Source organism: Burkholderia sp. Ac-20349 (assembly GCF_017104865.1).
Taxonomy (GTDB): domain Bacteria; phylum Pseudomonadota; class Gammaproteobacteria; order Burkholderiales; family Burkholderiaceae; genus Burkholderia; species Burkholderia aenigmatica.
On sequence record NZ_JAAGPM010000373.1, the window covers coordinates 1 to 345 of the forward strand.

Below are 345 nucleotides of genomic sequence, written 5' to 3' on the forward strand. Positions count from 1 at the left end.
TGCAACCGGGTATCGCCTTCGCGCTCACGGGCCACCCGCGCGAGGACATGAACCGGAGCTGGCGTCCGGTGAGCCTGGTGCATCACGGCAAGCAACACACCAGTCAGGCGGAAGAAAGCGCCGACGCACAACACGGCACGTATTACGGCTACGAAGCGGTACTGGTGCCGGACGATGCCGAATGGCGCGCCGAGCCGTTGCCGCACCCGCGTATCGACGGCCCCCAGCCGGCGGTGGTCGTGGGCCCGGAGGGTGAAGAGATCTACACCGACGAGTACGGCCGAGTGAAGGTGCAGTTTCCGTGGGATCGTCAGGGCCGGCACGACGAGCACAGCTCGTGCTGGA

Annotated in this window: 1 pseudogene; it reads left to right on the plus strand. The window is 66.7% G+C overall.

The features are described from left to right. Window positions 1-345, plus strand: a pseudogene (locus G3N61_RS39310) (type VI secretion system tip protein VgrG); the annotation flags it as partial.